A 21,415-nucleotide genomic window follows, 5' to 3' on the forward strand; every position below is an offset into this window, starting at 1 on the left:
CCCGACCCCGTCGACCACCCGACCCGCCGCACCCTGGAGACCGCATGACCCTGCTGCGCGACGAGGACCTCGCCGCCGCCTTCGACCACGCCTCCCGCAGCTACGACGCGCTGGTGGCCGCCAACCCCGGCTACCACGCCCACCTGCGGCGCTCGGTACGCCGGCTCGGCCTGCCCGGGTACGGCGAGGGCCTGCGCCTGCTCGACCTCGGCTGCGGCACGGGCGCCTCGACCGCCGCGCTGCGCTCCGCGCTGCCGGCCGCGCACATCACGGCCGTGGACGCCTCCGCCGGCATGCTGGAGCGGGCCGCCGCCAAGCCGTGGGCTCGCGACGTGACCTTCGTGCACGCACCGGCGGAGGGCCTGGCCGAGGCGGGCGTGACCGGACCGTTCGACGCGGTCTTCGCCGCCTACCTGCTGCGCAACGTCGACGACCCCGACGCCGTCCTCACCGCCGTGCGCGAGCTGCTGTCGCCCGGCGGACGGCTCGGCGTGCACGAGTACACCCTCAGCGGGCGCCGCGCCGACCGAGCGGTGTGGACCCTGGTGTGCCGCGGCATCGTCCAGCCCGCGGCGACCGTCCTCGGCGACGGGGCACTCTACCGCCACCTGTGGCGCAGCGTGGTCGAGTTCGACACCGCCGACCGCTTCGCGCACCGGCTGCGGGCGGCCGGCTTCGACCGGGTGCGGGCCCTGCCCCTGCCGGGCTGGCAGACGGGCATCGCCCACACCTTCGTCGCCCGGCGCCCGGAGACCGGGCGATGACCGGCCCGGCACGCCGGGCGGCCGCCCGACGCGGGCGGGACCGGCGGGCCCGCGTGCTGCCCGCGCCCCCGGGCAGGCGGCGCGTCGAGGGCGCGCGTCCCACGGTGGCCGTCGTCGGAGGCGGCATCGCCGGGCTCGCCGCCGCCACCGCGCTGGCCGAGCGCGGCGTGGCCGTCACGCTGTACGAGCGCCAGGCCTACCTCGGCGGGCGCGTCGGCGGGTGGCCCACCCGACTGCGGGACGGCACCGCGGTGACGATGAGCCGGGGCTTCCACGCGTTCTTCCGCCAGTACTACAACCTGCGCGGACTGCTGCGCCGTACCGACCCCGCCCTGGAGCGGCTCACCGGCCTGCCGGACTACCCCCTGCTCCACGCCGACGGAACACGGGACGGCTTCCGGCACGTGCCGCGCACCCCGCCGTTCAGCGCACTCGGCTTCGCCCTGCTCAGTCCCTCGTTCGGGCTGCGGGACCTGCGCGCCCTGGACCCGGTCGCGGCCCTTCCGCTGTTCGACGTCCGCGTGCCCGGCGTCCACGCCCGCCTGGACGACATGAGCGCGCACGACTTCCTGGACTCCGTCCGCTTCCCGGACCGGGCCCGGCATCTGGCCTTCGAGGTGTTCTCCCGCAGCTTCTTCGCCGACCCGCGACAGCTGTCGGCGGCGGAACTCGCCCTGATGTTCCACATCTACTTCCTCGGCTCCTCCGAGGGCCTGCTCTTCGACGTGCCCCGAGCCCCCTTCCCGACAGCCCTGTGGGAACCGCTCGCCGCATACCTGAAGGGGCATGGCGCCGTAGTGCGCACCTGCACACCCGTCGAACACGTCGAGCCCGCGCGCGACGGTGGCCACCGGATCGGTACCGGCCGGGACGACACACGCCACGACGGTGTCGTCCTCGCGCTGGACACCGCGGGACTGCGCTCCCTCGTCGCCCGCTCGGAGCGGCTGGGCGATGCTCCCTGGCGGGCCCGGATCGCCCGGCTGCGCGAGGCCCCGCCCTTCCTGGTCACCCGCCTGTGGCTGGACCGGCCTGTCGCGCCCGACCGGCCGGGCTTCCTGGGCACCAGCGGGTTCGGCTCCCTGGACAACATCAGCGTCCTGGAACGCTGGGAGGACGAGGCCGCCCGGTGGGCGGCACGCACCGGAGGGTCGGTGGTGGAGCTCCACGCCTACGCGCTGCCGGCCCGGTCGCCCCGGGACGTCGAGGTCAAGCGCCTCGTCGACCAGTTGCACCGGGTCTACCCGGAGACGAGCGAGGCCACCGTCGTCGACGCCCGCCACGAGTGGCGTCAGGACTGCCCCCTGTTCCCGGTCGGCGGCCACCTCGACCGGCCGACGGTGCGCACCCCCGACCCGAGCGTGATGGTGGCCGGTGACCTGGTGCGCAGCGAGCTTCCCGTGGCGCTGATGGAACGCGCCGCGACGACCGGCTTCCTGGCCGCCAACGCGCTGCTGGAACAGTGGGGCGTGGCCGGGCAGACCCTCTGGACGGTTCCGGACCGCGGCCGCAGCGCCGTCCTGCGGGGCTTGGCGGGATGGGTGAGCGGGTGAGGTCGGCGGTCCGGGGCGCGGCCGGACTTCGGTAGTGTCCGTCGGCATGGGAACGGACATCGACGGAGTGATCGAGTGCCGCCCCCTCGGACACGGCTGGCGCGTCGAGGCCGATGTGCTCGACCTCCGGCTCGGACGGGACGACGACGCGTGGGGGTGTCTCTTCGACGTCGGGGGGTCCGAGACCATCGACCGTCCGCTCTTCGCGAACCGCGGCATTCCGGACGACGTCTCGGCCGCGGTACGGGAGGCCGCCCTCGGCGACTTCCAGCACGGCCACACGCATGCCACCTGGGCCGACGTCATGGCCGCCGACTGGGACGCTCCGGTCACCGACGGACCCGCCTGGTACTGGGCCGGCGAATGGCGGCCGGGCGAGCACGGACTGGTCCTGCACGACGTCGTCCGGGCCACGCCCGACCTGGGGGAGGCAGCGGCCGAGATCTTCGGCGACCGCTTCCTGCTCGCCCCGTCCGAGTGGCCGCCGGGCGGCGAGGTACGGCTGAACGGCGCGGTGTACCGCCCCGTCGTCCTCACGGCCCGCATGCTCGCGCCCCCCGACGAGCCGCCCTGGGCCCGGCTGTGGGAGGCGATGCGCGACCTCGCCGACGTCCACGGGGACGACAACGTACGGCTGGTGGTCTGGTTCGGATGACAGACCGGGCCGCCGGCTGCTCAGCTGTTCCCGGCCCGCCGACCGGACGGCCGGCTGTGGATGTCGCCGCCCCGGGGCCTGAGCGACACGCCCGCCTCGGTGAGCACGCGGTGCACGAACCCGTACGACCGGCCATGGGCCTCGGCTATGGCGCGGATCGACCGTCCCTGCTCGTACTCCCGTTTCAGGTCGTCAGCCAGTTCCTCGCGTGCGGTACCAGTGATCCACTTTCCCTTGGGCACGAAGATCTCCTCTCGCGACATCGAGACGTGATCACCGATTGCCCACCTCGCCGCGATCCATGTCGACGTACCGGTCGCGGAGCCAGGTGACTCTTCCCTGTGCCAGGCCGACCAGGCCGCCTCCGGGCGCACGGCAGTGGTCGGCCTGACCTACCGCTGGGCCGGGGCACTGTACGGACGGTCACCTGCCACGGCGTCATCGCCACCGACCCGGCCGCGCCGCTCGACCTGCCCGCCTGGTGCCACATGACCGGCCACACCCTCTGCCGGAGACGTTGGCATCACCTACAGGCATCCTGGCGCCGCCTGATGCACGGCAGCCCCCGTGAGGGCCGCCGTGACCATCCAGCGCACGCTCGGCGCCGGCCCCCGAGGCTCCCGCCCAGGGGCATCCGCGCCTCCCCGCCACGGTCCGCGCGGCGCGCGGTCAGCTGCGGGTGCCGGCGAACCGCACGGACGAGCCCCCGCGACCTGCGGGAGCACCTGGGGACGCGCCCTACCAGGACCGCGCTTCACCCGGCGGAGCCGTAAACGATCGCTGGATAGGCTGGGGCGGTGCGCACGGTGGAACTCCTGTTGGACGAGGCGGGAGAGCTGGCGGTCCGGGTGGCCTGGCGGCGGCTTGCGGACGCGGGGCTGCCCAGTCAGGCGCGCCACCGCTCACCGTCCAACAGTCCGCACCTCACCCTGGCTGCCTGCCCGGAGCTGACTGCCCCGATCCGCTGGGAGCTAGCCGAGGTGGCCGCTGCACTGCCGCTGTCGGCGGCGTTCACCGGCGTGGTCCGCTTCGAGCGGCCCACCTCGGTGCTGGCCTGGGCCCTGGACCTGGACTCGGCACTGGCCGGCTTGCACCGCCGGGTGTGGGAGGCGGTGGCATCGGACAGCCCGCCCAAGACCCTCAGCCCCTTCCATGAACCCGGGCGCTGGAGTCCGCACATCACCCTCGGCCGGACCCGGCGGGCCGGTGCCTTCACCGGCCGGCGGGTTCTGGAGTTGCTGCCGGCGCCGCCGCTGTCGGTCCGGCTCACGACCCTGCGCAGCTACGACACCGAGACCGGCGCCCTGGAGGTGCTGGAGCCCCGCCCCTGAGGCAGGGGGCTTCGAGCCTTCTGACGGCACGCGCGGCCTTGAGACCCCGCCTGGCACGGACCGCGGGTGGTGGCGCCGTGAGTTGTACACCTGCTCCGGGAAGGCGGAAGCGGTCCGCCCTGGCACTTACCACGGCGAGCCTCGCCACTCACCCTACAACTACCTCAACAGCAGGCCGCAGCCTGCCCGCAGCCGCGATGTCCGCAACCCCGGGCCCAGTTGCGCCCGCAGGAGCGCGCGCACAACCGACAGATGCGTCACAAGTGCACGCTTTACGCGTTCGGGTCCCAGTCTGCGAGCTGCTCCATCGGCTCGGTGTCGCCGGTGGTCTCCAGGACGTCCAGCGGGAGGCGCTCGTAGAAGTAGAGGACCAGTTCGCTCGCTGCGCCCCGCATCACCATGTCGCCCGGCTCCGCGTCGGCGGCGAGGTCGTCGCAGCGGACGCCGTCGGCGTTGAGGGTCAGGCGCCAGGAGCGGCCCTCGGTCGTGTGCAGGTCGATGGTCGCCGGCTTGAACGGCCAGGGGACGGTCGTCGCCGAGACGGTCGTCAGGAACTCGTCGACACCCTCGACCGCGACGTCCGTCGGCAGCGGCTGTGCGGCCCTCTGGGTGAGCTGGGCGTCATAGGTGTGGACGGCGATCTCCTGGATCTGGTGCCGGGCCACGGCTCCGCTGGTCTCCGGGGCCTGCGAGCGGCCCCACCAGGTCCAGCAGCCGCGGTCCGGGCCGGCCTCGCGCATCGCGTCGAGCATGAGCTCGGTCGACTCGGCGAGCCAGGCGTCCAGGGCTTCGCGGTCGCGCGGCGCGGTCGGGGCGCCCTTCGGGTCCGTCCTCGCCGGGGGCTCAGCGCCCGGGCCCGCCGCGACGATGGCGGCCTGGCGACGGCGGCCGTCGCCGAGGTGCTGCGCCAGTTCCCGCAGCGTCCAGTCCGGGCAGGTCGGGACCTGGACGTCAAGGTCGGGGGCGGAAGCGATCGCGGCGCGGAACGCGGCCGAGCGGTCTTCGATCAGCCGCAGGACCTCGGGGAACTCCAAGTTGTTTTGCACGTCGGTTGTGTATCACGGCGCTCCGGCCGCCGGGTAGCGAATTTGTCGGACGAACACGTCGATGGCCGGGCGGAGCGCCGGCGCCGAAGCCGTCCTGAAACTCGGCGAACTGCTCGCCAACGGCGACTTCGACCGCTGTTGGACCTACCATCTGGGCCAAGAGCACCAGCGCAACCACCGGGCCCGCTACCAACTCGCTGCTTGACCTGCGAAGTCACTCCCAGCAATCCGCACCCCTGGCCGATGTCAGCGGCCCGAGTAGTGTGCGGCCCGGCGGCGTCAGCGCCAGAGGAGTGAAACGAGAGCTAGTGCTCTGACCGGGAAATCGGCCGCGTTCGGCAGTACGCGTGGGTACCCCGAATACGCAGATCCCGGAGGTCGGCCGGAGCGGACCGACGCGAGGCGCCCGGGGCGAGCCGTCTGGGCGCGGCACGAAGCGGTGCACGAAGCGCTCATGCACAGCGTCCAGTTCACCCACCGACAGCCACACCGCGACCGACCTGGCCTCCACTGACGGCAAGCACCGTTGCAGTACTAGGCCACCACAGCTTGGGCGGCTTCGTAGACGGCCTGTTCCTCGGCACCCAGGTGGGTGGCACTCATGTTGGGGCCTTGCACCCAGCCGAGCAGGCCGATGATCTGGGCTGGGTCGTCGTAGCGGGAGAAGACTCCGACCTGGACGCCCGCGCCGGTGGCAGGGTCGAAGTTCTGCAGCAGGGCGCCGCCGCTGCAACCGGGCGACTGGGCGCCGACCATCACGTCGTTGTAGTAGACCGGGTCGTTCCGGGTTGTGCCCTGAGTGGCCATCAGGGACCGGCCGTCGAAGGTCCGTTGGAGCGCGGTGGGCACGTTGCCGGGGCGGTAGTAGTTGCGCTCGTTGATGGTCGGGTAGCCGAAGACGTGGGCGGTCCGGTTCTGCGGCTGGTTGAAGGCGACCTGCTGGCCTCCGGTGACCTCGCCGATGGGGCGCGGATCGTCGGGGTTGTCGACCAGGACCGCGGCCATGTCGCGCCCCAGCAGCCAGTCGGCGCTCTGGCTCCAGGTGTGGGTGATCCACTGGCGGGTCACTCCCCAGACCCCGTAGGGGGCGATGTCCCTGCCGGGAAGACCCGTGGCGGAGGGGTCGCGCGGCAGGTTCTTCCCGTCGAAGGCCGGTACGAAGACCATGTTGGTGGCGACGACGTTTCCGAAGCCCACGTCGAGCGGGGTGTGGATGCGCAGGCAGTGGGCGGCGGTCAGCACGACGCTGCGGTTGGCGCTGGTGACCACGTTGCCGGAGCAGGAGGACGTCGAGGCGGCGCCGGTGTCCACGTCCGTGTATTCCATGAATATCTTGCCGGCGGTGCGCGAGACCAGCCCCTGTCCCCGCGGCCACGGCTTGCTGAGATCGTCCCAGCCACCGGGTGGCGGGGTCGCGTTGGCGTCCTCGTTGTTGAGGCCGGCGTCGGCCATCTTCCCCAGGGTCCAGTAGTCCACCTCCGCCCTGAGCCTGTCCTGGTAGTCGGCACCGGCCGGTACCAGCGGGCGGAGCTCGAACGGGGCGACGTCGGCGCGTGCCGGGGACGCCGTCGCGAGCAGCGCGGCCACCAGCGCGAGCAGGCCTATGACCGTGGTGAGCGTACGTCGTGAGGGCATGCCGATGAGCAATGTCTTCCCTTCCTCGGGATGGCCGTTCAGACGGACGGAAGGATGTGCGGGCCGGCGGCCCGACTCATGGGTTGGTGGTCACCTGGAAACCCGCGCCGTAGACGCCTGCGGGGGCGGCGGCGTCCCGGGCGCGCAGGTCGGCGAGGATGTTGGCCGAGCTGGTGTACTCGAACGGTGGGAAGGACAGGGTGATCGCCTTGGTGATCCCGGCCCAGGGGCCCGATGCCTGGAATCCGTTGTCCTGGGAGGGGAGTTCGCTTCCCGGTACGTGCCAGACGGCCGGCCCGCCAGAGTCGCCCGTCAGGTTCGCAGCCGCCGAGCGGTAGATGCCTCCGGTGTTGTCCATGACGGTGCCGAACCAGACGCCGGTCTGACCCGATACGACGAGTTCGTTGTCACCGGTGGCGAGCAGCCGCTCGGTGTCGAGCGCGGGTCCCGGGGCGTTCGGGCTGGCGGTTCCGCCGGGGACCTCCAGCACACCGGTCTGCTTCAGGTAGGGGCCCTGCGAGGAGAGCGTCACCTGCGGGACCAGTTCGATGATCATGTAGTCCTTGGTCATGTGACCCGTCTGCGAGCCCTCGGGGTCCTTGAAGTAGCGCACGTACCCGATCGGACCGAAGCCGGTGTCCGCGCGGTCGTAGACGGGCGCCACGTCGTCGTGGATCTCGCGGTCCGCGTAGGCGGCGTCCCTGAGGCAGTGGCCGGCGGAAATGGCGATCCGATGCCCGTACTTGTCGTTGCCCACCGCGCCGATCGTGCAGAAGGGGTAGGACATCGACGGGCTGAAGACGATTTGCATCGCGTTGTGGACGCGCTTGCCCTCATCCGCTTGGGCGGCACCGGCACCGGCACCGGCTCCGACGGTCCAGAGGACCACGAGGCTCAGCAGGAGAGTGCACAGTCGTCTGTTCATGTACGGTTGCCTGTCTGTCGGGGGACGGAGGGGTTGGCGGGTCCGGGGGTCAGGCGGACGCGAATGCCGCCTCAAGACGTGGGACGAAGTCGACGAGGTCCTGGGCCCAGCAGCCGCTGGTGTGACCGCCGGCGCAGTTGTCGCCCCAGCCGGATCCGTCTCCGTAGTCCACGTAGTGCACGGGGTATCCGAGCGCGTCGAGCCGTTCCTTGGCGTGCTGGGACGCCGACTGGACCCAGAACTCCGGTTCGGCGGGGTTGCCGTCACCGTTCCCGGTGTAGATAGTGACGCCTGTTCCGGCCCGGGCCAGGACGTCCATGTGCGAGACCGGGTCAGCCTCGTCCCAGCGCCAGTCCGCCCCGAAGACCGGGTAGGGCGTGCCGAAGATCGCGTCGCTGGACACCGTGGGACCGAAGTCGAGACTGCACGTAGGGTTCGAACTTCCGCACAGCGGGGCGCCGACGTTCGTGAGCGTGGCGACGACGGCCGCGCGCATGACGGCGTGGCGAACCGAGAGTTCGTTGGCGCCGGACAGCGTGGCGACCTGACCGAACAGGTCGGGATGTCTCTGGGCGTAGTGCAGGGAGCCGAAACCGCCCATCGAGAGGCCGGCGACGGCCCGCGCCTTCCTGGTGGCGTCGGTGCGGAGATTGGCGTCGACGAACGGGATCACCTGGTTGATGTGGAAGTTCTCCCAGTTCTGCGCGCCGGCGGCGGTGCTCTGGTCGAGCCAGTTGGTGTACCAGCCCCTTCTGCCCCCGTCCGGTATGACCGTGATCATCGACCGCGCCGCGGTGAGGGCGGGGTACGCCACGTTCGGGTTGCCGGGGTCGTCGGACGCGCCGTGCAGGAAGTACAGCACCGGGTAGCGCTTGTCGGGATGTTCGGCGTAGTCGTCGGGCAGCAGGATGCGGATGCGGTGCTCGCCTTCGACCTCGGGCGTGGTCACCGTGATGACGAAGTTGCTGGCGGAGCCGACGGGGTCTCCGGTCTGCGTGAGGCCGAAGCCGTCGTTCATCTCCGGAGGACGCGGGGCCGAGGCCACGGCGGGCGCGGACGACGCGCCCAGGAGGAGGACGGTCGCCACCGCGGCCACGCCCGCCGCCTTCACTCGCTTCAACCGAGCGGGCAGAGCTGATCTCATCAGTTGTCCTAGGGGGAATGGTCGCCATGGACGCCATGGGACGGAGGTCGGCCGGTCACGCGGAATCACATCGCACCACCCGTGCGTGACGCCATAGGTACGGTCTGGCGCAGTTGCGCCACTGGCGCGACTGCGCCGACCACCCAGTAGGCTCCGAGGACTGAAAGGTGGACGGCTGCGCGGACCTGGTCCGTTGCTCCGTGAGGCGAGGGGGTAGTCGTGCACGACGTGCTGGACCCGGACTCCGACCGCGGCCGGGTCTACCAGTCCCTGGTCCGCCATCCGCAGCAGTCCGCCGGTGAGTTGGCGGCCCGTACCGGACTGGCTGAGGCCGCCGTCCGGGCGGTGCTGGACGAACTCGCCGCCGAGGACGGCGTCGTGACGACGGCCCCCGGTAGTGCCGGGGCCGTCTGGGAAGCGGTGCCGCCCACGCAGGTCGTCGAGGCGCTGCTGCGGCGCGATGACGCGTTACGGACGGCGCTGTGTCGAACCGGTGCGGAACTGGAGCGGCTCTACCGTTCCGCCAGGCGGGACAGCGCTCACTACGGCGCGCTGGAGGTCGTCGAGGACCTCGCGCGTGTCCTGGCGATCAGCCGGCAGCTCCAGCAGACGGCGCGCCACCAGCTCCGGACCATCGACGTGCCACCGTACTCCGGCACGCCCGACTTCTACCTCGCGCAGGAAGCCCTGCAGCGCGAACGCATGGCCGCCGGTGTCACCTATCGCGCCATCTACCACGGCTCCGCGTTCGACGATCCCATCGCGTGGCCCAACATGGCCCGGATGATCGAGGCCGGGGAACAGGCCCGGACCCTGGACGATCCGCCCCTGAAGCTGAGCCTGCGCGACGACGACCTGGCGGTCGTCACCCTCGCCGCCGACGAACGCCCCGGCGTCCTCTCCCTCGTGATCCGCCCGTCCAGCCTGCTCCAGGCGCTGTCCAACGTCTTCGAGTCGCTGTGGCGACTGGCCGTCCCCGTGTCGGCGGCGGGCATAGGTACGCAGATCGACGCCCGGGACCGCCAGATCCTCTCCCTCATGGCCAGCGGCGCCACCGACGACGCGATCGCCAGGCACCTGGGGGTGGGGCGCCGCACCGTCGTCCGCCGCGTCTCCGCCCTGCTGGCCGGACTGGGCGCCACGACCCGTTTCCAGGCGGGGGTCCAGGCGGCACGACGGGGCTGGCTCTGAGGACGCCGGCACCCAGTCTCCGGTCCTCAAGGTGGGCTCGCCGCGAGCCCGCACACGCCGGTGCGCACCGCTCCGAGGAACCGGCGTGGGCTGGGTGTGCCGCGCCGGTCTGGGGCACAATGCGGCCATGGATCACGGGACCGCGCGGCAGTTCGTCGACTCCTGGGTGACGGCATGGAACGCACACCAACTGGAGTCCGTGCTGTCGCATTACGCCGAGGACGTTTCGTTCCGGTCCCCAGTGGCCGCGCAACTGCTCGGTGGTGACGGCGTCATCCGGGGCAAGGACGCACTGCGCGCCTACTGGGCGGAGGGCCTCCGGCGGATCCCCGACCTGCGGTTCGAGGTACTGGGCACCTACGTCGGCATGGACTGCCTGGTCATCAACTACCGCAACCAAAAAGGCGGTTTGGTCAACGAAGTGCTGATCTTCGACGGCCCGCTGGTCGTCGAGGGATACGGCACCTACCTCGGCGAGGACACCAACCCGGCCGGAGCCCGCGTTCGGCCAAGTCGAGAGGTTAGGTAGTCCTCCAGGAGTTACCCGCCGTGCGGCCCGCTCCGTTCCCAACGGCCGAAGCGGCAATATCTGGTGCCGGGAGCCCGAGCCGACGGCCCCCGGCGACTCCAGTGATCGCGGCCGGCCCTGTTTCATGCCGCCTGCTCGGCTTCGTCTTCCTCCTCGGGCGGTTCCAGATGCCTGAAGGCCGCCCGCCGGTCGAGACGCACGCTTTCGATCGCTTCTCGGTGCTTCTCGTAACCGCCGAAGTAGGCGATGGTCGGATGGATCACGAGCTGTTGGTAATCCCCACCACGCCATGCAAGGTGTGCTGCGTCCAGCTCACGCAGGGCGCGGTTGACCGTCGTTGCTGAGACGCCCATACGCTGAACCAGGTGCCGGGTGCGCGTGTGGTTCCATCCGGAGAAGGCCGGTTCCGTGGCGATGAACCAGTTGAACAGGGCTTTTGCCCGCGACGAAAGATCTTCTACGAGTTGGTTGGCCTGAGGGTGGAGTCTGCCGATCGCTTGATGCTGGGGACAGCGTGTGTAGGGGACGTCAACCAAGACGGTGCATCGCTCTCGACTGCCGCTGTAGCGTTGTGCTCCGCACACGTGGCTTTGCCAGATTCGCAATTGTTCGATGGCAGCCTCTGGGACCGGCAAGTGCCGTTGTCGTGCCTCGAACATCTTGCAGATTGCGTCCCAGGCGGCGGGCACAACGGTGATGACGATCCTCCCGTCCTCGCGCAAGCCGTCAAAGTAGAGCCCCTCCTGCAACGCCAGGACGAGCGGATCTTGCGGTGAATCATTCTGAGCAGTGGACATGACTCGCTGATACAGCCCGGCCGAGTCAACGTCCTGGAGACACGCTGGTCGCCAATGGGTTAGCACCCGTTCACCATCAATGCATAGACGCCGCAGGCCTTCACAGTGGCCGCGGCGGGGATTGCCCGCACGGCGGCCGTTCAGCGCAGTTGTGAGGCACTAGGCCGGATCACCCACAGTGGCCGCGTACGAGCGCATACCGCCCTTGATGGCATACGCGCTCAAGTGACCTGCGGACAATGCAGTCCTAGGGATGGCCGCGCTTTTGCGCGCAAGCGCCGCTTCGGTGACCTTGTCCGCCGGAGTACGGACGGGATGTCGTAGCCGTCGTGCAAGATGGGGTATTGCCTGCGTGCCATGGTGCGCAGGCAGCCGGGGTCTGCTGCATCAAGGGGGGCGTTCGTGTTCCAGGGTCATCTTCACCGTCACGACGACGTCGGTCTGATGATGTCCGCGCTGGGTGACGATCCTCAGTGCCTGCCGGTCTTGATCACACTGGGTGCGGCCCTGCGCCGTGACGTGGCTTCCTCTCTGCGGGAGGTCATCGCGACCGGTGTGTGGCAGGACGACGCCTTTACACGCAGGGTGTCTGCCCGCTGGCGCGAGGAACCCCGCTTCTCCTCCTTCCTCGACCACGGACTCGAGAAGCGCCGCAACCTCGGCCCCAAGTACGAACACCTGCGGGCGGCCCTGCTGACGTTCCCCGAGACCCGAGCCGCCCTCTACCGGGTGCATGCGGCGCAGTGCCCGCAGCACTGCCGCACGCAGACCGGCGCCTTCTCCGTACACCGGCACGTCGATGACTACCGGGAAGCCCTGTTCGGCTGGTACGCCGTCATCCAGCACGCACACGCCTGCGTGGTGCGCGCAGCACGATGGTTCAGCAACACGGATCTTCCCGGCCCCCCACGCCCGCAGACGTTCACCGACTGGCTGGCCCGCACCGGATCACGGCGCGACCGACGGGCCGGAGACGAGACGTCGCCTGCCGTCCTGGAGGAGGCAGTGCGGGAGATCCTCTTGATGATGCATGCCTGGAGCCCCCACACCTTCGAAGCCATCGGCGTGGAGTTCCAGAAGGCGGAGGGAGCACGAGCCTCCCATGCTTGGGGCGGCAGCTTCGAGCCCGCCGGCCGGCCCGAAGCCCAGGCCGCCGCCGAAGCCCTCGCAAGCGTTCTTACCCCACAGGAGCGCCGGCACGTCCAGGACGTCATCGCCGGCATCGCATCCGGCGACGCGTGGGGCCGGGACAGGGACCTGGCGAAGGACAGCACCCTGGCCTGTACCAGCGACCGACACGGTGCCTACGGCGTCGGCCCCGAAGAGCGCGAGGACTGCGCCACGGCCCGGGGCCGCGTCTACGAAGAAGCCTCCCGACCCTGGAGCGAGGGCGTTGACCGCGAGGCCGACGCTGCCCGGCTCGCCAGGTTCCTGCTCGGCGCCCGTACCGACCGGATCCAGGCCGCCCTCGCCACGGCCCGCGCAGCCGTCGCCCGGGACACCACCCAGAGCGCGCCGCAGGTCTGGCACGACAACGCCGTAACCCTCCGGGAGGCCCGCGAAGCCGCAGGACTCGACCTCCACGACGCCGCCGGCCACCTCGGCATCAAACCCGCCACACTCCAACGCTTCGAACAGGCAACCGGCAAGCTCCCCGGACGGCCGGTCGCCCTCGCTTACCTCCAACTCCTCACCCTGACCTGCGCCCAGGCGGGTCACACCGCCCCCGCCTGCATCCCGCAGGCCCTCTCCCAGCCGGTGATCTCACTGCCGATCACCCTGTAGCCCGCCCGTCGCGCCCACACACCTGCCGCACTCCACCGCCGGTGAGGGATCCCCATGTCCGAAGAGGTACGTCACCGGCCCTACGGGCGCGCGGCACAGCGGAGAAACCCTACGGAAGAAGTCGGCCGGAACGAGCCGCGCTGGGCCACCAGTCCTCTGCACGCCATACCTGCAAGTGCGCAAACCTTGCCGCACGGTGGAGCAGGGCGAGCGCAACGATACGCGCCCGGAGTGTGCGCGCCGGCTGGCCGTCACCGCTGTTGACACACCTCAGGACGCACGGGACGGAAGCGGGCCCGCACCGGCCGGTGCGCGCCGCACGTCACCCCGCACAAGACATGGCACCTGCTCGCGTTCCTCCTTCAACGCCCGGCATTCCCAGCCGACATGGTCTACGGCGAGGAACCCATTGCCGGCGATGACCGGGGGTTACGGACCACCGAGAAACCTGACCTGGGACTGGCCGGCCTCACTGGAGCGGGCCCGCGATGTGTTCACCGCCCTGGCAGAGCTCTTCCGACCGGAAAGGGGCCACCAGCCGTGCTCGGGCCGCAGCGCGCACCTCGGGCGTCTCCATCGGGTCGTCGCGCAATACTGCAATCCGTCCCAGGACCTCCGGTTCGGCAGGAGCCGAGGCGATCGCCAGCAGCCGCGCCCTCTCCTCGCAGTCCCAGAGCGACTCGGTGTACACGTAGTCCAGACCGTCCCGGTCGATTGCGGCGAGCGCCTCCAGGTACGCGGTCCGTTCGTACGAGTGCGGGGTGCGCAGCCAGAAGCGCCGCAGGTAGGGCACCGCGTCGGCAGCGTCGGGCCCGAACCGGGCCAGGCGGCGTGCTGTCCGGTCGGGACCGCACCAGATCCGCGCCGCCCATTGCCGCGCGAGTTCTTCCACGAGTCCCGGCAATGCCTCGGGACCGGGATGGTCGGCCAGGACTTCCGCCCCCAGCTGAGCCAGCCAGGGGCGTTCGTCCTGCGCCCAGCCCTGCGCCGCCGGTACGGCGGCGGCTCCGAGGCGCTCGACGGCCCGCCTGAGCGAGGGCAAGGGCCGACGGCCATCCGCAGTACCCAAGGAGGGGACAAGCGGGATCAGTTCCTCAGTAGGCTCTCGGTTGCTCAGCACACGCAATGCGTGGAATTTCATGGCGTCGTCTGTGCAGACGTCGACGAGGAGGGCGACCAGCTCCTCCGTTCGGAGCCCGGCCAGTGACGGGCTCGGAACGGGCGGGCGGCTCTGGACTTCGATCCCGAACCGCGCCCACGGCTCGGAGCACCACGGAAGCTCCGCTTCTGCGCCGATCCGAGCGCGTGCGACGTCGCCGAGGTCTTCCCACCACTCGGGCGGCCAGCCAGCGGATACCGACTCCAGTACAGGAACCCAGTGCTTCCCTTCCCGGATATACGCGCGAAGCCCCTCCCGGGCTTCCTCCGATCCGGCGAGGGCCAGCAGCTCAAGGACGTCACAGGCCCGCATGCAGGACTCCTCGTCCCCCGCCAGCTGGTGCACGACCGGCGTTGGAGACAATTCCAAGTCCTGGACCAGCCGCGCCAGGTACAGAGCCCGATCGTCGGTCCCGTCCCATCGCCAGTCACGGTGGATCCCGTCGTACACGAACACAGCAGCTTGCTGGGGAGCTTGGAGCGCTCGTACCGCGCCCAGACCACGCCCCCGTTGCAGCAGACCCTCTACGCAGTCGGGGTGCGCGTATGTCATCTCGTACTCATCGCTCATCACCCGCAACCCTGCCCGACTCCGACCCCGAACCGCCAGGCGATATCGGTCGGCTCCCACGGAACGGCCGTTGTGGTCGAACACGCCCAGCTCACTGATCGAGTTGGCGGAAGCCGTGCCACGTGCTGCTGTCCAGCGGCTCCGTGAAACCCGTGTCTACGCCTCGGCACGTTTCGAGGAGAGGCGGGTCGGCGAGTACGACCTCAACATCCATGCGGAGAGTCTTGGGGTCACGGACGCAGGCGGCGTCGACAGCCGACGGCCTGCCATGTCTCTCTGAAGGGGCCAGGCATCGGTGATGAGGCGATCTTCGATGTTGAGCACTTCGAACCAGGCGTTCTGTTGCTCCTGGGGCCGCAATCGTGTAAAGGTCCTACGCAGCAGGGGCCTGCTGCCCGGCTGCCGGGACGTCTTGCTCCCGCAGCCGCTGTCCTGTGACAGCGAAGTCGGATCGGTTGATACTGCAGCCGCAGTTGCGCTGGGTGGTCGTGTCAGTGCGGCCGCACCCTGGCAGCCGAGACGCGTCAGTCGAGCCCCAGCTCCGCTTTGGCAGACGAATAGAGCCTGTCGAGCTTGCCGACCAGCCCGTTCCGCGTATTCCTCGGCAGGAAGCCAGGCCGCCGCCCGCGCTGTTCAGCGGTGAACCGGTCGATCTTCTGCATCGCCAGCTGGTAGGTATGGGTCAGCTCGACCAGCGCCGCTGCGCGGGCCGTGGCATCCAACGGCAAGCCGTCACGGTGCTGCTCCACAATGCTCTGGAACTGACTCTTGGCGTCTGTGAGGTTCATCGCGTAGGACCTCCAGGGAAGTTGACGGCGTCAGAAGGAAGCGCCAGGTCGGAGCCCCGTCGGCGGGCGTATTCAGCGCTGCTCTGTGCAGCGGCTGAGGTGCAGTTCTCCCATTCCTGTCCATGGAAACAGCTGGTGCAGGAGTAGTTCAGCGTAGGCCACTTCGAGCAGTTCCGACCGCGGGTACGTCGTGGCGGAGGCAGGGAGCACCCGTCCCGTCCCCCGTTCTGCAAACTGGTACCGGGCAGGGAGCCATGTAGGCTGCGCCGGCAGACGCGACCACACGAGGGACCTCATGGAGCTATCGCCAACCACGTTGAACCGTCTGGCCAACAGCTGCCTCGGGGTTGTTCCGGCGGTTGGCGGTATCGCGTACGCGACGCAAGCCGATACAGCCGTTGCGCGGCTTGCGGTTGGTCTGGCCGTGATCGGGTTCGCTGTCCTGGCGGTGCGGGGATATCGACTCGGCGTGACATGTGAACAGACGCGGTTGGTGGTCCGTGGCTACCTGCGCACGCGCGCAATCGACCGGCAGCGCGTCCTGGAGATCACGGACTTCCCCGCGGTGAGGTGGACGGCTCGCAACGGACGTAAGCGATGGACCCCCCTCACGGCCTTCATGACGGGCCCAGGCGAAATCTCGGCAACCCGTCTCCGCAAGGAGCGCGCCATAAGGAAGCTGCGGCAGTGGGCGCGACGTTAGCCGCCCCAGGCACCCCGCGGGAGCGCGGCAGCGGTCCATTCCTGGTCGTCTGCGGCCGTCCGAGTGCGCTCAACAGTGGCCGAGGACGACCACCGACGACGTTTCGCACTGGATCGTCGCTGTTCTAGCGGGTCAGGGGCCCGCAGGTGTCAGTGTGTGGGGAGGTACTCGTGCTCCGGCGCCACTAGGGCACCGCGGCACGAGGGGGCATCGGCATGGCTGAGGTGCTGGATTTCCAGCACGGGCACGGGCTGACCGCCGCCGTCCGGGCGTTTGCCGGGCATCGGCGACGGGCCGGACACATCGTCCATGTTCCGGACCTGTTCGAGGGGCGGGTATTCGACAAGCTCGAGGAGGGCATCGACTACGCCAAGGACGCCGGGTGTGGCACGGTGATCGCGCGCGGCGCCGCCGCCGAGGAGCTGCCTGCCGGAGCTCGTCCACCTCGGGTTCTCGTTCGGCGTCCTGCCGGCGCAGAAGCTGGCCCAGACCCGCCCCGGCGCCTCGGAATTTGGCGGTTCCTGCCCACAGGGCGTCCCCGTTCGATGTGGACGATGCCCGCGCGCTCGTCGAGGCGGCAACAGATGCCGAACTGTTCCTCTGCCCCGGCGGCAGACACCTGTTCACCGACAGCAGCCTCGCGTCCTATGACGAACAGGCCGCGAAGCAGGTCAGCCATCGGGTGCTCGGCTTCCGCGACCGCATCGCACAGCCCGACACCCTCGCAGCTCAGGAGCTATCTCGCCGGAGCCGATGCCTCACCGCTGTGCCACGGAGCCGAGCCGACGATTCGCTCTGATCTTCGCCTCTCCCTGAGCCTAGAGCCCCTCTGCCTTCGCTTGTGTTTCTATCGCGAACGGAGCTTCCGCCGAAGCCGCTTGGCGCGCTGCTGGTGACAGCCGCACCGCTGCCGGAGCAAAGACGAGGACCTCCCGGGCTGGAAGCAAGCGCACAACAAAAGCCACAAGCAAGTCCGCGCCCGCGTCGAGCACGCCTTCGCCCGTATGAAGACCTGGAAGATCCTTCACGACTGCCGGCTGCGCGGCGACCGGGTTCACCACGCCATGTGCGGCATCGCCCGCCTACGGGACAGCCCTCAGTTGAGGACGTCCGTCGGAGCGTCAACGACAGAATCTGCGGATTGAGCAGCGGCCGTCGCTCTGTGGAGTTGCTCATCCGGCCGTGCGCACCCGGAAGGCTGCATCGGCCGGCTACCGAGGCTGCCAAATGCGGGCCTGGACCGGTCCGCCGCTTGCGCGACCCGGTGGAACGGTCTGGCGCATCGCCACGGCATACTGACACGCCCCACTAGTGCAACAAAATGTTTAAGGAGGACGAGTGGCAGCTTGCTTCAGAACGGTCACCGTGGTGGAAGAGGCACATCATGCCCAGGCGGAGGCCCTCAGGCGCGCCTTCCAGGAGGCCATCGCACCCGCCACCGTCAATTACGACTTCGCGCACATTCGCGATGCCGCCGCCATGCTGCCTGACAGCGACATCGTCAAGGTGATCCGCGGCTGGAAGCTCCAGGAGGAGGCGCCGATCCTGGTCATGGTGCTCTCCCTGAAGGAGGCCGTGCGCCAGGCGCTCCCGTCAGAGGCGGCTCAGGCGTCGTTCTGGGACACCATCGAGCGCGACCTCGTGGATGCCTTCACCGGTCTGGCCGCGCAGGAGGGCGAACCGGGGCTGGCCTACTACGAGGAGCAGCCAGACCGCACGAGCTACTACCGCGATCTGTTCTTCGCTCTCCAGGACGAGGAAGCCGGCGCGTACCTGTACGCCGTTGCCTTCTGCACCGACGTCACCGTGGGCTTTGGCAAGGATCGCGTGGGGACCCTGGGCCTCACCGACACCGCGCCGTTCACCGTGCAGCTCAACGCGATCGTCGTGCGCCAAAAGCTCACGAACGCGGCCTGATTCTCGAGACAACGCCCGTCGGTTCCTTCATAGCCGCGCCCTGTGCGTTCTGGGTCCGGCCCCAGGAGCAGTCACGGCCCGCCGTCCCGGGCCGTGAAATCGCTAGACCTGCGCGGCGAAGGCAGACTCCGGGCAGCCTGGGCGGCCGGGGCGGCGGGGCGCTGGGGTTCAGCGCTCCTCGACGCTCAGCCCCTTACCCAGGTGGGTGCCGAAGGTGCGGTTGCGTGACAGCGGGGAGGGAGCAGGTGGCGGACGAGGTCGCCCAGGCCGGCCAGCACGTGGTCCCTTGCCCTGGGGCCGGTAGGCGGCCAGCACGTCGATGTCGAAGTCGTAGTGCCCGGCGAAGGAGACCGCCTCCGGATGCGGCGGAACCGCTTCACCCGGGGCGACGTGCCGACACACGACCGTCTTCGGCCGGTCGTCGACGATGTTCATCGGCACCCCGCCGAAATGCGCGAACGCCTGCCGGAGTCAGTCAGAGAACATCGCCAGGTCCTGGTTGGCGGTGAAGCAGCAGAACCGGGTCGCGCGAGTACGACAGCGTCATGTGGAACGAGGAGATCTCCGGAATGCCGACATGGGTGAGGATCTTGCCCTCCTCGTCCCAGTCCAGCCTGGGCCTGAGCACCCGGAACGACCTCGAACCGCCGGTGCAGACCCGCCAACTCACCCCGGGCCGGTCCCCAGTTCCTCCCCGGATGCGGGGCCGGGCTCCGGGCAGAGAGAGCTTCGCCGCTGGTAGCTGATGCTGACGCCGTTGTCCTTCACCAGGTACTCGTGGGTCACCCTTGCCTGAGCAGCACCTCGGACCTGAGCACGCGACGGTGGTCGGCGAACGGCCGACCCTCTTTCATCGTCCTGGGCACGCGCACGTACGCAGCGGTTCGTCGGCGGATTGCAGGGCGCTGAACGGTGTGCGCACCAGCCGTGTGCTTTATCGGGCATCTAGGTGAGCTTGTCGGCCTCCGAATGACGTTTTCGGTCAATTCCAGTCATGCGTGCTCGCTGTGTCCGGATCCTGAGCTTCGGACGGCCGCGTTGATCGTCATGTCAACCGAAGTCGCCCCTCCTTCAATTCGAAGATCCACCTGCTACGGTCGAGGGGAGAAGCGACCAGCCTGCGGGGGCAGGCAAGGCCAAGGGGGGCGTCATGGCTGACATTCGCGAGTTCTTCGACGGGTTAGCCGGATCGCCGAAACGCAATGAGAACCGCAGGAAAGTACTGCTGGCCATCGCGATCAAGGCTGACACCCAGGTCGGTATCGCCCGGCGCACCCTGCTTTCCCAGGCAACGGTGTCCACCGCAGTCCGAGAACTCGAAAAGGAAGGCATGGTGACCAGCGCCCGGACGGACGGCGGGCGAGCCGGCAGGGTCTGCCTCGTACCCACCGAGTTGGTCGGCGTGGGGGTGCACCTCGGCTTCAACCACGCCACGGTGGTCGCACGCCGGCTCGACAAGGAATTCGACACGGTGTCGGTCCGCGTCAACTCGGAAGGGGTGAGTCGGGGCTGGAACCGCGCACGCCCCGCGGTTCAGGACCTGATCGGGGAGGCGGTCAGGGACACCGGCTGCACCCTGTCCGATGTCTTCTCGCTCGGCATCGCTGTGCCTCGGATGATCGATCCGCGCACGAACGAGTTCACGCGGCCCGTCCTCCATCCCTGGCGGATCGGTGACAGCCCGGCGCGGGACCTGGGGGAGTGGCTGGGCGTGCGCGCGTTCATCGACAACGACGCGAACCTCGGTGCGCTGGCCGAGCAGACGTACAGCCAGCGGGAGCACGCAGAGACCGTGATCTACGTCAAGGTGTCCACCGGTGTCGGAGCCGGAATCATCATCCACAACAGCCTGCTTCGCGGACGCGGCGGAATGGCCGGGGAGATCGGCCACCTCACCCTGGAGCCGGACGGTGTGATGTGCCAGTGCGGGGGCCGCGGTTGCCTGGAGACCGTGATCGGCGCGGAAGCACTGGTGCAGCGGGTGCGGCAGGCCCGCACCAGGGCTGGCGCCGCGGACTTCGAGCACCTGGAGGACGTCATCCGGGCTGCCAGGGAGCATGACCCCGTCTGTATGCGCGTGATCAAGGACGCGGGACGGACCCTGGGTTCCTTCCTCGCCCAACTGTGCAATCTCATCAACCCCGACGTCGTGGTCGTGGGCGGCCAGCTCACGGAGTGCGACCTGCTCCTGGAAGGCTGCAAGGAGTCGCTGCACCGCTTCGCCCTCCCCGGCGCAGTGGCCGAGAGCTCCGGCTTCGTCCTGGAACTGAGTGAGTTGCGGACGAGGGCCGAGGCTCAGGGGGCTCTCGTCCTCGGACTGCGCGGTCAGGAAAGCCCGGAGAACACCGTGTGACCCGGGCGCGGGCGGTGCGGCGCGGCGTTCGAATCCGGTCAGGTACCTCTCCGGTGCTTGGTTCTTCGAAATCATGGACACGCGGCAAACCGGTCGCGATATCGACTTCAATTGCTTGAGTCGGAGTTATCGAACTGTACGGGGGACGCGCCGCACACCGGGAACCAGCTGGCGCCGGCGCCGTTCGTCGGTCCGAGCGGTCAAGAAAAAAGCGCTGGTCAGACAATGCGGCCACGGCTTGCCGGATCCCTGCTGCGCCAAAAGATCACATGGCATACTGCGCTCATGTAGACCTGTGGCCAAAAAGGCCACTTCCTGTGCCTTGTTCTTCCTGGCGAGGCAGCCGTGCCCTTGACCCGAGGCGGCCCGATGTTCTATGAGAAATTGTTCAAGCACCTGTCCGACCGCGCTGCTGATGGCGGAAACGGAACGCTTCCGGACGGACCACCCCCGGGCCAGGACACTACCTATGTATCCCCCTCCCTCGTCGATCTCGGACACGTCCGCGAGCTGACCTTGGGCAGTTCCCCGAACGGCAACGCCGACGCCAACGCCCAGTACTACTGGTAG

Annotated in this window: 21 protein-coding genes and 2 pseudogenes; 13 read left to right on the plus strand and 10 right to left on the minus strand. The window is 69.4% G+C overall.

Annotation, left to right across the window (positions count from 1 at the left end; genetic code table 11):
- Positions 1-44: 44 nt before the first annotated feature.
- The 3 genes from ACZ4U1_RS15090 to ACZ4U1_RS15100 are packed head-to-tail and all read left to right on the plus strand — an operon-like array spanning position 45 to position 2,972.
- Positions 45-764 (plus strand): class I SAM-dependent methyltransferase, encoded by a 720-nt coding sequence (locus tag ACZ4U1_RS15090; protein WP_467903367.1) that lies wholly within the window; start codon positions 45-47, stop codon positions 762-764.
- Positions 761-2,317 (plus strand): FAD-dependent oxidoreductase, encoded by a 1,557-nt coding sequence (locus ACZ4U1_RS15095; RefSeq protein ID WP_467903368.1) that lies wholly within the window; start codon positions 761-763, stop codon positions 2,315-2,317. Before ACZ4U1_RS15090 ends, ACZ4U1_RS15095 begins: the two co-directional genes overlap by 4 nt.
- A gap of 46 nt (positions 2,318-2,363) precedes the next feature.
- Entirely contained in the window at positions 2,364-2,972 is a 609-nt protein-coding gene (locus ACZ4U1_RS15100) for a hypothetical protein (RefSeq protein WP_467903369.1), read from the plus strand.
- A gap of 20 nt (positions 2,973-2,992) precedes the next feature.
- On the opposite strand, the gene ACZ4U1_RS15105 is transcribed toward ACZ4U1_RS15100, so the two are convergent.
- Positions 2,993-3,214: a helix-turn-helix domain-containing protein gene (locus ACZ4U1_RS15105; RefSeq protein WP_467903370.1), complete on the minus strand. Its 222-nt coding sequence runs from the start codon at positions 3,212-3,214 to the stop codon at positions 2,993-2,995.
- Positions 3,215-3,769: 555 nt separating this feature from the next.
- Here ACZ4U1_RS15105 and ACZ4U1_RS15110 point away from each other — a divergent pair.
- Positions 3,770-4,303: a 2'-5' RNA ligase family protein gene (locus ACZ4U1_RS15110; protein ID WP_467903371.1), complete on the plus strand. Its 534-nt coding sequence runs from the start codon at positions 3,770-3,772 to the stop codon at positions 4,301-4,303.
- A gap of 272 nt (positions 4,304-4,575) precedes the next feature.
- Here the strand turns inward: ACZ4U1_RS15110 and ACZ4U1_RS15115 are convergent, their stop codons facing one another.
- Complete coding sequence (locus ACZ4U1_RS15115; RefSeq protein WP_467903373.1) at positions 4,576-5,349, minus strand: maleylpyruvate isomerase N-terminal domain-containing protein; 774 nt, start codon at positions 5,347-5,349, stop codon at positions 4,576-4,578.
- Between the two features lie 61 nt (positions 5,350-5,410).
- On the opposite strand from ACZ4U1_RS15115, the gene ACZ4U1_RS15120 reads away from it, so the two are divergent.
- Positions 5,411-5,554, plus strand: coding sequence for a hypothetical protein (locus ACZ4U1_RS15120; RefSeq protein WP_467903375.1), 144 nt, complete (start codon positions 5,411-5,413; stop codon positions 5,552-5,554).
- Positions 5,555-5,883: 329 nt separating this feature from the next.
- On the opposite strand, the gene ACZ4U1_RS15125 is transcribed toward ACZ4U1_RS15120, so the two are convergent.
- From ACZ4U1_RS15125 to ACZ4U1_RS15135, 3 genes are all read right to left on the minus strand, one after another.
- Positions 5,884-6,984, minus strand: coding sequence for a trypsin-like serine peptidase (locus tag ACZ4U1_RS15125; protein WP_467903376.1), 1,101 nt, complete (start codon positions 6,982-6,984; stop codon positions 5,884-5,886).
- Between the two features lie 76 nt (positions 6,985-7,060).
- Positions 7,061-7,909 carry a hypothetical protein gene (locus tag ACZ4U1_RS15130; RefSeq protein ID WP_467903377.1) on the minus strand — a complete coding sequence of 283 codons (849 nt, stop codon included), beginning with the start codon at positions 7,907-7,909 and terminating at the stop codon, positions 7,061-7,063.
- 49 nt (positions 7,910-7,958) lie between these two features.
- Positions 7,959-9,053 carry an alpha/beta hydrolase gene (locus ACZ4U1_RS15135; protein WP_467903379.1) on the minus strand — a complete coding sequence of 365 codons (1,095 nt, stop codon included), beginning with the start codon at positions 9,051-9,053 and terminating at the stop codon, positions 7,959-7,961.
- 219 nt (positions 9,054-9,272) lie between these two features.
- On the opposite strand from ACZ4U1_RS15135, the gene ACZ4U1_RS15140 reads away from it, so the two are divergent.
- Together ACZ4U1_RS15140 and ACZ4U1_RS15145 are read left to right on the plus strand one after the other, a co-directional pair.
- On the plus strand, positions 9,273-10,244 hold the full coding sequence (locus tag ACZ4U1_RS15140; protein WP_467903381.1) for a hypothetical protein: 972 nt from the start codon (positions 9,273-9,275) through the stop codon (positions 10,242-10,244).
- A 127-nt stretch (positions 10,245-10,371) separates the two neighbouring features.
- The gene (locus ACZ4U1_RS15145) at positions 10,372-10,773 is read left to right on the plus strand and encodes a nuclear transport factor 2 family protein (RefSeq protein ID WP_467903382.1); all 402 of its coding nucleotides are present in this window, start codon (positions 10,372-10,374) and stop codon (positions 10,771-10,773) included.
- A gap of 122 nt (positions 10,774-10,895) precedes the next feature.
- Here the strand turns inward: ACZ4U1_RS15145 and ACZ4U1_RS15150 are convergent, their stop codons facing one another.
- The gene (locus ACZ4U1_RS15150; RefSeq protein WP_467903383.1) at positions 10,896-11,570 is read right to left on the minus strand and encodes a hypothetical protein; all 675 of its coding nucleotides are present in this window, start codon (positions 11,568-11,570) and stop codon (positions 10,896-10,898) included.
- 486 nt (positions 11,571-12,056) lie between these two features.
- Between ACZ4U1_RS15150 and ACZ4U1_RS15155 the strand changes: the two genes are divergently transcribed.
- Positions 12,057-13,355: a helix-turn-helix domain-containing protein gene (locus ACZ4U1_RS15155; protein WP_467903384.1), complete on the plus strand. Its 1,299-nt coding sequence runs from the start codon at positions 12,057-12,059 to the stop codon at positions 13,353-13,355.
- 469 nt (positions 13,356-13,824) lie between these two features.
- On the opposite strand, the gene ACZ4U1_RS15160 is transcribed toward ACZ4U1_RS15155, so the two are convergent.
- Both ACZ4U1_RS15160 and ACZ4U1_RS15165 read right to left on the minus strand, forming a co-directional pair.
- Positions 13,825-15,084, minus strand: coding sequence for a hypothetical protein (locus tag ACZ4U1_RS15160; protein ID WP_467903385.1), 1,260 nt, complete (start codon positions 15,082-15,084; stop codon positions 13,825-13,827).
- 524 nt (positions 15,085-15,608) lie between these two features.
- Positions 15,609-15,872 (minus strand): hypothetical protein, encoded by a 264-nt coding sequence (locus ACZ4U1_RS15165; RefSeq protein ID WP_467903386.1) that lies wholly within the window; start codon positions 15,870-15,872, stop codon positions 15,609-15,611.
- Positions 15,873-17,122: 1,250 nt separating this feature from the next.
- Here ACZ4U1_RS15165 and ACZ4U1_RS15170 point away from each other — a divergent pair.
- From ACZ4U1_RS15170 to ACZ4U1_RS15180, 3 genes and pseudogenes are all read left to right on the plus strand, one after another.
- On the plus strand, positions 17,123-17,374 hold the full coding sequence (locus tag ACZ4U1_RS15170) for a hypothetical protein (RefSeq protein ID WP_467903387.1): 252 nt from the start codon (positions 17,123-17,125) through the stop codon (positions 17,372-17,374).
- Positions 17,375-17,504: 130 nt separating this feature from the next.
- Positions 17,505-17,720 (plus strand): annotated as a pseudogene (locus tag ACZ4U1_RS15175) (hypothetical protein); the annotation flags it as partial.
- Between the two features lie 193 nt (positions 17,721-17,913).
- Positions 17,914-18,492, plus strand: a complete 579-nt coding sequence (locus tag ACZ4U1_RS15180; RefSeq protein WP_467903388.1) for a Type-2Aa cytolytic delta-endotoxin — start codon at positions 17,914-17,916, stop codon at positions 18,490-18,492.
- A 174-nt stretch (positions 18,493-18,666) separates the two neighbouring features.
- Here ACZ4U1_RS15180 and ACZ4U1_RS15185 read toward each other — a convergent pair.
- Together ACZ4U1_RS15185 and ACZ4U1_RS15190 are read right to left on the minus strand one after the other, a co-directional pair.
- Positions 18,667-18,767: pseudogene (locus ACZ4U1_RS15185) on the minus strand (NAD(P)H-dependent glycerol-3-phosphate dehydrogenase); the annotation flags it as partial.
- Positions 18,768-18,967: 200 nt separating this feature from the next.
- Positions 18,968-19,120: a hypothetical protein gene (locus ACZ4U1_RS15190; protein ID WP_467903389.1), complete on the minus strand. Its 153-nt coding sequence runs from the start codon at positions 19,118-19,120 to the stop codon at positions 18,968-18,970.
- 522 nt (positions 19,121-19,642) lie between these two features.
- On the opposite strand from ACZ4U1_RS15190, the gene ACZ4U1_RS15195 reads away from it, so the two are divergent.
- Positions 19,643-20,845: an ROK family transcriptional regulator gene (locus tag ACZ4U1_RS15195; RefSeq protein ID WP_467903390.1), complete on the plus strand. Its 1,203-nt coding sequence runs from the start codon at positions 19,643-19,645 to the stop codon at positions 20,843-20,845.
- 369 nt (positions 20,846-21,214) lie between these two features.
- Positions 21,215-21,415, plus strand: a complete 201-nt coding sequence (locus ACZ4U1_RS15200; protein WP_467903392.1) for a lasso RiPP family leader peptide-containing protein — start codon at positions 21,215-21,217, stop codon at positions 21,413-21,415.

The organism is Streptomyces sp. NPDC028928 (genome assembly GCF_055564915.1).